9 protein-coding genes are annotated in these 8,925 nt (G+C 45.3%); all 9 read right to left on the reverse strand.

Annotated elements, in window-relative coordinates:
* Window positions 1-12: 12 nt before the first annotated feature.
* The 9 genes from B3N34_RS02840 to B3N34_RS02880 all read right to left on the reverse strand — a co-directional run bounded on the left by B3N34_RS02840 (window position 13) and on the right by B3N34_RS02880 (window position 8,744).
* Window positions 13-1,323, reverse strand: a complete 1,311-nt coding sequence (locus B3N34_RS02840; RefSeq protein WP_286974785.1) for a glycine/sarcosine/betaine reductase component B subunit — start codon at window positions 1,321-1,323, stop codon at window positions 13-15.
* Window positions 1,324-1,393: 70 nt separating this feature from the next.
* Entirely contained in the window at window positions 1,394-1,867 is a 474-nt protein-coding gene (grdA, locus tag B3N34_RS02845) for a glycine/sarcosine/betaine reductase complex selenoprotein A (RefSeq protein WP_286974786.1), read from the reverse strand.
* Between the two features lie 164 nt (window positions 1,868-2,031).
* Window positions 2,032-2,700: a response regulator gene (locus B3N34_RS02850; RefSeq protein WP_286974787.1), complete on the reverse strand. Its 669-nt coding sequence runs from the start codon at window positions 2,698-2,700 to the stop codon at window positions 2,032-2,034.
* On the reverse strand, window positions 2,687-3,814 hold the full coding sequence (locus B3N34_RS02855) for a PAS domain-containing sensor histidine kinase (RefSeq protein WP_286974789.1): 1,128 nt from the start codon (window positions 3,812-3,814) through the stop codon (window positions 2,687-2,689). The genes B3N34_RS02850 and B3N34_RS02855 overlap by 14 nt, the downstream gene beginning before the upstream one ends.
* 129 nt (window positions 3,815-3,943) lie before the next feature.
* Window positions 3,944-4,390, reverse strand: a complete 447-nt coding sequence (locus B3N34_RS02860) for a hypothetical protein (protein WP_286974791.1) — start codon at window positions 4,388-4,390, stop codon at window positions 3,944-3,946.
* A gap of 3 nt (window positions 4,391-4,393) precedes the next feature.
* Entirely contained in the window at window positions 4,394-5,209 is an 816-nt protein-coding gene (locus B3N34_RS02865; RefSeq protein WP_286974792.1) for a DUF3100 domain-containing protein, read from the reverse strand.
* Between the two features lie 34 nt (window positions 5,210-5,243).
* Window positions 5,244-6,440, reverse strand: a complete 1,197-nt coding sequence (locus B3N34_RS02870) for a M20 metallopeptidase family protein (RefSeq protein WP_286974794.1) — start codon at window positions 6,438-6,440, stop codon at window positions 5,244-5,246.
* Between the two features lie 16 nt (window positions 6,441-6,456).
* The gene (gene glyA / locus B3N34_RS02875) at window positions 6,457-7,731 is read right to left on the reverse strand and encodes a serine hydroxymethyltransferase (protein ID WP_414632098.1); all 1,275 of its coding nucleotides are present in this window, start codon (window positions 7,729-7,731) and stop codon (window positions 6,457-6,459) included.
* A 335-nt stretch (window positions 7,732-8,066) separates the two neighbouring features.
* On the reverse strand, window positions 8,067-8,744 hold the full coding sequence (locus B3N34_RS02880) for a GntR family transcriptional regulator (RefSeq protein ID WP_286974798.1): 678 nt from the start codon (window positions 8,742-8,744) through the stop codon (window positions 8,067-8,069).
* Between the last annotated feature and the right edge of the window lie 181 nt (window positions 8,745-8,925).

The following is an 8,925-nucleotide window of genomic DNA, read 5'->3' on the forward strand; positions in this document are numbered from 1 at the left end:
TCCCCTCATTTCCTAAAACTCGGCGCAGGTCTTCAGCGAAAACCCGCTTATGTGATCGGAGCAAAAGAAGGCGTTATTTTCCATAATGACCGATCCATCCTCCCTGACGCAGCCTTCCCAGCCTCCGGATAGCCCGTCCCTGGCAAGGGATTCAAGCTCACCTAAAACTGTTTTCATAGGAGGAAGCTCGTAAAGCTCGGAGACGTTTCCGGTGGACACGAGCGCGTTCGCCCTCTCGTCCAGGGCGACCAAGGGCTGAGAGGTTCCGTCGCGTCCCGTGCATTCGTTAGTTATGCCCAATGTCTTGATGCCAGCCTTTTCAAGCTCCACGAGGGTGAGGATGTAGTCTACGTCGGGGTTTCCGTAGCCTTCCTCGGCAACTATGGCACCCTCAGCGCCCAAAGATTTTGCGATGTTTGCCACCATCATGGCAGACCTTACCTTTTCTTCCATCACTACGTTGAGGTTGGACAACACGACGCCCAAGAAGTTGATCGTCCTTCCGTGTTCCCTCATCAGGCGCTTTATCATGGGATTGTTTACCCACTCATAGGTAGAAATCTTCGACGAGCAGGGCATGAAGCTTCCAGATATTATGGCTCCGTCAAGAATTTCGTTGGGATGAAGGTATGTAGGAAGCATGCGGTTTCCGTCCCAGCCATAGACCAGGGCGTTGTAGCCCAAGGCCTCCATCTGCGTTTGAATTTGAGGCACGTAGACGACCGATGGCAGATTTCTTACATCAGACGCCCTTTCGTTTACGGGCTCAAGCTCCCACGTCTCTATCTCTTCAGGTTCCAAGTCTTTTACGCATTTTCCGATGTATTCGGATAACCTCATTCCTGCCCAACGAAGAGCGCGGTTTTTCTTCTGCTGCTCGTGCCTTTCGAATTCCTCGTCGGTATCCCCAACTAATACCAGGTTGGGCATGGACCCGAAAATGGTGTTTCGCTGTGCTGGCCCGCTCATGTCGATGAGGCCGTCCTGAAAGGATCCCCAATGTTTTCCCACCACTAAAAGCGAGCATCCCTTTAGTGCGTGCGTTCTTCCAGCCCCGACTGGCTCCACAGGCGCAGTGCAGCCAGGATATACGGACTGGCCTCCCGATACCTTGCAGCGCATCTCGTAGGCTTCCTTTACAGGAACGAGCCTTACTTCGTCTCCCGGCCTTACGATGTAAAGCTCGGCTTCGGTTATGTGAGAGTCCTCGAAGACGACGTCTAAAGCCTCTTTTTTGTTGACCGTTAATACACCTTTTTCGTAGAAGGTCCTGTCGCCGAAGACGATATCTTTCACTGTAAATTTACCAATTTCAAGCTTCATAACTTAACACTTCCCTTCAAAATTAGGTAGTCCCGCAACTTGCTGTCGTAATTACGTCAATACGACAGGCCTAGAGCTCATATTTGCTGTGCTCGTTTCTCATTTCGGCAACAGCATCGATCAGGCCTTGAACGTCCAAGACCATTTCCATCATGCCGAGCTGCTCTTCCCAAAGTGTCGGGTCTACCTTTTCTTTGAATAGGGGATCGAAAATGTGATAAACGGCGAGCCCCAACGGGGCTCCGGCTAATGGCCCTGCAAATGTGGGATCACCAGCTGTTACAGTCTCCGCGTAAATCGACGCACCTTCCGCGTCGGAACTTCCAAGTACGACCACCACGTTTTCCGGTCCGTACTTTTCAGCTATGTCCTTTACGCGCTGCTGGTTTTGCAGGTCCATCGCCCCTGCCGCGGTTCAGACGAAACACTCCGTCACGGCAAAGGCGATATCACAACCGAGGGGTTTTAAAACTTCTTCCATAACCGGGGCGGGTATTCCGTCCCTTTCTCCGAGCAGGATGAATTTTTTGCCCTCAAAAGCCATTTTATACCCTCCTTCCTATTTGTGAAAAGACCGAAGAATAAGAGATACCTTTCACATATACGTGCAAACAGTATCCGCATAAATCGATGATTTGTTGTAAGTATAGAAAGGAAATCGGCCGAGGGGCAATTGTAAAAAACTTGAATTTCAACTAGCGCTTAGTGCTAGTCGTCATCGTCCAGACCTACCAAGCCTTCCCTAATGGCGTAGCGGGTAAGATCCGCAATATTAGCGCAATTCAGCTTTTCCATGATATTTTTTCTGTGTGTGTCGACGGTACTTTTGCTGATCGAAAGTTTGGAGGCAATGGATTTGGTGTGATCTCCCTTGACCAAAAGCCTTAAAACCTCCATTTCTCTGGGAGATAGTTTATTTTCAGCGGCAAGCACGCCTCCTCTTTTTAATAGCAAATAATCTTCCAGGACGATCTTTGCGGCTTTGGGCGTTAGATATACGAGGTCCTGTGAAACTGCTTTTATGCCTCGGACAAATTCATCTATGCTGCAGTCCTTTAAAATATAACCGCGAGCTCCGGCTTCCAGAACCTGCGAAATCATCCCTCTGTCCAGGTGCATTGAAAGGGCAATTATCTTTATGTTCGGATGTCTTTGCGACAGCATCTTTGTTGTATCGATCCCGTTCATATCAGGCATGGTAATGTCCATGACCACTATATCGGGATTATAAAGAGGTACCAGTTTCAATGCCTCACGTCCGCCGGAAGCCTTGCCCACGACGGAAATGGCTTCTTCTTTCGTTAAAAGCTCGCTTAATCCATCTAAAAAGATCTTATGATCGTCCACCAAAAGGACCTTTATCTCATCGGACGCCATGTTCCAACCTCCTTGGGGCTGTCAAAGATACCGTAGTCCCCTTTCCCGGCTCTGATATGATTTGAATCGAACCGCCTATAGAATGAAGCCTTTCTTTTATGCTGAAAAGCCCGAATCCGGAGGCTGTCGGTTGTGAGTGCCTCTTTTTGATTATGAAACCCCTTCCGTCGTCTTCGACTACCACGCGAACCTTATTCTTGCCGTGATGCAGGCGAATAAAGACGCGAGAGGCTTTTGCGTGTTTAACAACATTAATCAACAGTTCTCTTGTCATTTGGTAGAGCAACACAGAGATATCCGTATCGATCTTTTCAGAAGCGTCGCCTTTTTCCTGAAAATCCACATCTATGCCGTGAAGTTTTAGAATTTGTTCAGCCACTGATTCTAGCGCTGCTCCTAGGCCAACATCGTACAGCAGAGGCGAACTTATCTCAAAGGTGAGGGTTCTGGTATCTTGTATCACATTATCCAGCATCTTCATGATTTCTTCCAGCTCATTTTTGGCGTTATGGTCTTGGGCTATTCCGTGGAGGCGTTGCAATCGGTGCATTATCATGGCCAGAGAATAGCCCACTCTATCGTGAATTTTTGTGGCTATACTGTGCCTAGTTTCCTCTTCCGTCAGAGAAATTTTTGCTATCAGTTTCCTAAGTTCCTCGCGGTAACTTAGAAGCTGGGACTCGCTTTTTCGAAGTGCCTCTTCGGTTCTCTTCCAATTTGTCATGTCGAGAAAGACTACAGCTACCTGACCTTTTGCGGGGCTGAACCCGAGGCCGTAGAGATATTTGCCCGTGTCGCGACTTTCTCCTTCGTGATGTTTAGACCGTCCGCTGTGGGCCACATCGATAACAAGCTGGTGCCATTCCTTTTCAGCACAGGGCCAGACTTCCGCGAAAGTATGGCCCACAACTTGCTTTCTCTTGACCCCCATTACTCTTTCGTAGGCGGGATTGACGTCCAGAAAAACCACTTCCGTTGGATTGCCATTATCATCATATATAACCCTATAGAGCGCGATAGGGTCAAATATCCTGTAAAAAAGCTTACGGTTTATGGCTGCGACGATCGAATCAAGGTCGCCCTTAGAGGATTCCGGATAGAGGGATCGTTGCATTTGTCGTCACTGCCTTTACAAATCCTTGTATTGGTTTTACTAAAACTTACATGTTATTTTTATCATTTTTTAGCCAAAATGCAAATCTTGGGTCAATTTATCTGGGAATTTAATTTAAAAAAATATAATTTAAATTTCTCCTATCAGTTTCAAAATTAACTGAGCTATTATCGTAGAACCAATATAAGTTCCTATGAAAACGATAAATGAAACTACTAAAATTCGCAACCCCGTTTTTTTCAGCGTACCCAAGTCTTTTCCAATGGAGATACCTGCGTACGCAAGTATTGGTGTAGCTAGGGCTAAAAAATTAACCTTTTGTGCCCAGGCGTTAAATACAGCCGAACCGGGAAATCCCGGAATGGTAATTATGCATCCTATGGTGACTATATAGGCTACCGCAGGGATTCTAACGGGAATTAATTTTGAGCATATAACTCCAAGAATACTGATGGCGATTAAAAAGATCATGCCAGGGATGGCATCGATCATTGGGATATTTGCTCCAACGAAATTGCCCACCAAAGTAATGATGCCGATAATTATAAGAACAGCAAGAACTTCTTTGATCTTCATCGATTAGCCCTCCCTAACGGCAGATTGACTTGGATAAGTGCCATATTTCATTTTATAGAACTTCCTATACAGCCATTCCGTCATTGGCAAGGCCATCCAGAGGGACATATAAACCCCGTCTAGGCCACTTAACATATTGCTTGCAGCTCCCAAGGCCTGAATTTTATCGGCTATTTCAGGAAACATAGCGCTCAAAGCGCCAACGGAGGCTGTCATCATGCTTGCGCTACCTACCCCGGAGGCCATAGCCAGAGCTAGGGGGTGGAAAATTCCCATTGCGGCAGTGAATGTTGCCATTAGACCAAAGAAAATAGTACCAAAGACCGTTCCGCAGATGTAAACTCCCATGACACCTCTTCCCTCAGGTGTATCCAGTCCATACACATCTCCAATTAAAGCAACATTAGGTTCTCTTGCAATAGAATGGGCAGCTCCAATTGTTTCTCGCCTGAGCCCTAAATACACCGCGATAGGTACGCCCAAAAAGAGGGTCCCCAAGTTTCCGAGTTCTTGCAATATTAAAGCAGGACTTGTCCTAAGGATCATAGGGATGTTTGGGCCTACTGTAGTTCCATATTTTGCCATTAACAGCATTAAGGTTACGCCTACTAAACTTCCGGCATCGATCATATCTTTATGGCTGGCCAATTTTAAAAATTTGGGACCGAGGAAAATACCCATGATTAGCGCATATAACATCGGCAGTAAAACAATTTTTCCCGGGCCGATGGGAAACGAAAAAGCGCCGATCCACTCGGCTATGATCACGAGAATTAAAACCAGTACATGGAGCTTCCAATTTTTGATCGCCTCAATCATATAACTATCCCCCTATCTTAAATTGATCGTGCCTTTAAATTGCCTGTATAAATTTGTCACAGGCAATTAAAGCAGATAAAGCTAAAAGTGCTGCTCCAAGCGGGAAGGCCTCTTCGTCTGCCTCAAAGTACGGACTGTGCCACGGATGTATGGCATCGATGTTTGGGTTGCCTACTCCCAACCAAAAATAACACCCAGGGACCCTTTTTTGGTACAGTGCGAAATCCTCTCCTCCCATCGAAGGAGTTGGCAGGATGATGCCGTCTTCGCCAAATACCTTTTGGGCTGCCCACAAAGCTATCTTCGTTGCCTCCGGATGATTTACGACAGGAGGAAGATCTCTGCGATAGTTAAATTCGACCTTACACCCTAAGCTTGAGGCAGTATTTTCAACGGTTCTTTTCATCCAGCCTTCAATGGAATCGCGAAGGCCCTCATCAAAGGTACGCACTGTGCCGGTAAGCTTCACCTCATCCGGTATGACGTTGTTGGCTATACCTCCGTTGATGCTTCCAAAGCTAATGACAGCAGCCTTTTGGGGATCGACGTTTCTGCTTACGATAGTTTGCAGGTTCATAACTATAGAAGAAGCACATACTATAGGATCAATTACCCTATGAGGATAGGCAGCGTGTCCTCCCTGCCCTCTTACGTTTATAAAGGTGGAATCCACAGCTGCCATTAAAGGGCCTTCCTTTAATCCTACTTTGCCTACCGGTATCTCGGGATTGTTGTGCAAACCAAAGATCATAGAAACATTGGGGTTTTCGAGCACGCCATCATCGATCATGGCCTTTGCTCCCGCGTTTATCTCCTCTGCCGGCTGAAAGATAAATTTGACGCTTCCTTGAAGTTCATCTTTAAGAGAAGCTAAAATTTTTGCAGCTCCTAAGGCGCAAGTGACGTGTATATCATGGCCGCAAGCGTGCATCACTCCATCGTTTTTAGAGGCATAAGAAAGGCCGGTCATCTCTTTTACAGGCAGTGCATCCATGTCCGCCCTCAGCGCGACGGTTGGGTTTTCTTTTGCTCCTTTCAGTAAGGCGACCACACCTGTTTTGCCCACGTTTTCTTTAACTTCATAGCCCAATTCCTTCATATAAATGGCGATCTTCCTTGCCGTCTCGAACTCCTTAAAGCTAAGCTCAGTAAATTGATGGAAATCCCTTCGTAAAGCCCTTAGTTCCTCCGACATGGACTTGCTAAGTTTCATCACTTCATCTGAATACATACCAATTCCTCCTTGGTTACTCTTTGCCTGCCCGCAAGGCAAGCTCAGCCTTGGTCATGTAAAGGGGATGCCTCAGGCATATATCACGCACCTCTCGTTTAAAGCCGTGGATATTTGATTCGTCCTCGTTTTCAAGCACCCTCACGACAAGTTCTGCCACCTCTTTGGTGTCGCATTCGTCAAAACCCCTGCTGGTGACGGCAGCAAGCCCTATGCGGATTCCGCTGGTGACCGTCGGCTTTTCGGGATCGTAAGGTATCATGTTTTTGTTGACTGTTATGCCTACCTCTTCGAGCTTTTTTTCAGCCTGAGCGCCCGTCATCTTCTTGCTCCTGAGGTCTACAAGCATGAGGTGGTTGTCCGTGCCCCCTGAGACTATATCAAATCCGTTATTCTTTAGCACATCTGCCATTACCCTGGCGTTTTTTACGACTTGGGCACCGTAAGCCTTGAACTCTTCCGTCATGGCCAGCTTAAACGTCAGTGCCTTGGCAGCGATTATCTGAGGAATGGGTCCTCCCTGTATTCCTGGAAAGATGGCCTTGTCTATACTTTGAGCAAATTCCTTTTTACACAATATGTTTCCGCCGCGTGCTCCTCGAAGGGTCTTAGTCGTAGTAAATGTCACAAAGTCGGCGTAAGGGATTGGGGAAGGATGGACTCCGCCGGCAACAAGCCCTGCTATGTGGGCCATGTCGACCATGAAATAAGCTCCAACCTTTTTTGCGATCTCAAAGAAGCGCTTGAAATCTATTATCCTGGAGTAAGCACTGGCCCCCGCGATTATTAGCTTTGGTTTTACCTCGCAGGCAATTCGTTCTACCTCGTCGTAATCTATTAACCCGGTTTCTTTGTCTACGCCGTAGCTGTGGGACTCGAAAAACTTACCTGAGATGCTGACGGAAGCTCCGTGAGACAGATGCCCTCCGTGGCTTAGGTTCATGCCAAGTATTTTATCGCCGGGATTAAGCACTGCCATGAATACAGCGAGGTTTGCGTTGACGCCCGAATGGGGCTGTACGTTGGCATGCTCAGCGCCAAACAACTTTTTGGCACGATCGATCGCGAGGCTTTCTACGACGTCGATGAACTGACAACCTCCGTGATAGCGCTTGCCAGGGTAGCCTTCGGCGTATTTGTTGGTCAGCAATGACCCTTGAGCTTCAAGTATAACTTCGGGAACGAAATTTTCCGAGGCAATTAGCTCAATCGTCAGATTTTGCCGTTCCTTTTCCCCCTCTATTGCAGCTGCAAGTTCTGGATCCGCAAAATGGATAAGATCCAATGCAATTCCCCTCCTCTGTAAAACGAACAATTTCTATTAATATTAATATGATAAAAATCTTTTTAATTATTAGTTGCATGATAAGGGAAAAAACATGGCAGGTCAATCATAGAAAGGCATGGTAATTTATAATTATTACTTTCACAAGCAAAATACACTTTACTGTTAAATTTTTTTAATTGCTATTGAAGTGAAATGCCGTTATTATTAATTTATTAACATGTAAGGAATATATACAAATAATCCATAATAACTAGTACTAGCATATGATATAAAATATTAATATCATATTGGTATTTTAATATTATTTATTTAAATAGTTATTAAAACACAAATATAACCTAAGAATTATTATCGCTGTATTCTCGATTCAAAGAAAGTATATGTTTAACTAACATTTTTTTTGCGCTGTCTAGGTCTTTATTTTTTAAACTATCAATAATGTCATAATGCATAACTGCAGAAAGCTCAATGTTCTGCTCCATTATAAGATCTTGCATCATGGCAAGCCTCAACTGATAGTAAAGATCGCGGAGGATCCTATTACTCCATTTTCGGCCTGATGTTTCCCATAGGTATTTATGAAATGTTATATCGTATTCCGAAAATGCGCTTATTTTCTTCTCCATAGGCTCATCGGACCGCGCAGAGGCAACCATATCATCTACAATTTTTCGCAAATTGGAGAAATCCTCTTCGGTGAGCATATCCTTTTTGATCAAAATTTCGAATACCCGCGATTCGATCATATATCTGATGTCGAGAATTTCCAACATATCGTCGTGATCGAAGTTGGGTATAAAGGTGCCCTTTCTGGGCACATAGATCAATAAACCCTGGTTTTCCAGTTCCCTTAGGGCTTCGCGAACCGGTGCTCTGCTTATATTAAGCCGTTCAGCAATTTCGCTCTCCTCGACGTGCTGGCCTTTGTGATATTTGCCCGACCAAAGTATTTCTTCTCTTAAAAATTCAGCAACTTTTTGACTTAGGCTCTCGTGCGTAAAGTTTCTATTTTCCATCTTTCAAACTCTCCCTAATCTAAATTAAATTAATTATTGTCGATTGTCGTTTTTTACTCTCATTGTATATAATAGCATTTAATTGCAATAACCTCAATTGGTGGGCAACATCTCAATATTTTTAAAAATACAAAAACTTTGAAGATTAAATTTGGACCCCATAAACATAACGGGGAAGCCT

Source organism: Acetomicrobium sp. UBA5826, assembly GCF_002433005.1.
Classification (GTDB): domain Bacteria; phylum Synergistota; class Synergistia; order Synergistales; family Acetomicrobiaceae; genus Acetomicrobium.

What these genes read in the sequence shown, in the direction of transcription:
- B3N34_RS02840 (WP_286974785.1), bottom strand. Translation starts at nt 1,323, where the DNA reads ATGAAGCTTGAAATTGGTAAATTTACAGTGAAAGATATCGTCTTCGGC.
- B3N34_RS02850 (WP_286974787.1), bottom strand. Translation starts at nt 2,700, where the DNA reads ATGGCGTCCGATGAGATAAAGGTCCTTTTGGTGGACGATCATAAGATC.
- B3N34_RS02855 (WP_286974789.1), bottom strand. Translation starts at nt 3,814, where the DNA reads ATGCAACGATCCCTCTATCCGGAATCCTCTAAGGGCGACCTTGATTCG.
- B3N34_RS02860 (WP_286974791.1), bottom strand. Translation starts at nt 4,390, where the DNA reads ATGAAGATCAAAGAAGTTCTTGCTGTTCTTATAATTATCGGCATCATT.
- B3N34_RS02865 (WP_286974792.1), bottom strand. Translation starts at nt 5,209, where the DNA reads ATGATTGAGGCGATCAAAAATTGGAAGCTCCATGTACTGGTTTTAATT.
- B3N34_RS02870 (WP_286974794.1), bottom strand. Translation starts at nt 6,440, where the DNA reads ATGTATTCAGATGAAGTGATGAAACTTAGCAAGTCCATGTCGGAGGAA.
- B3N34_RS02880 (WP_286974798.1), bottom strand. Translation starts at nt 8,744, where the DNA reads ATGGAAAATAGAAACTTTACGCACGAGAGCCTAAGTCAAAAAGTTGCT.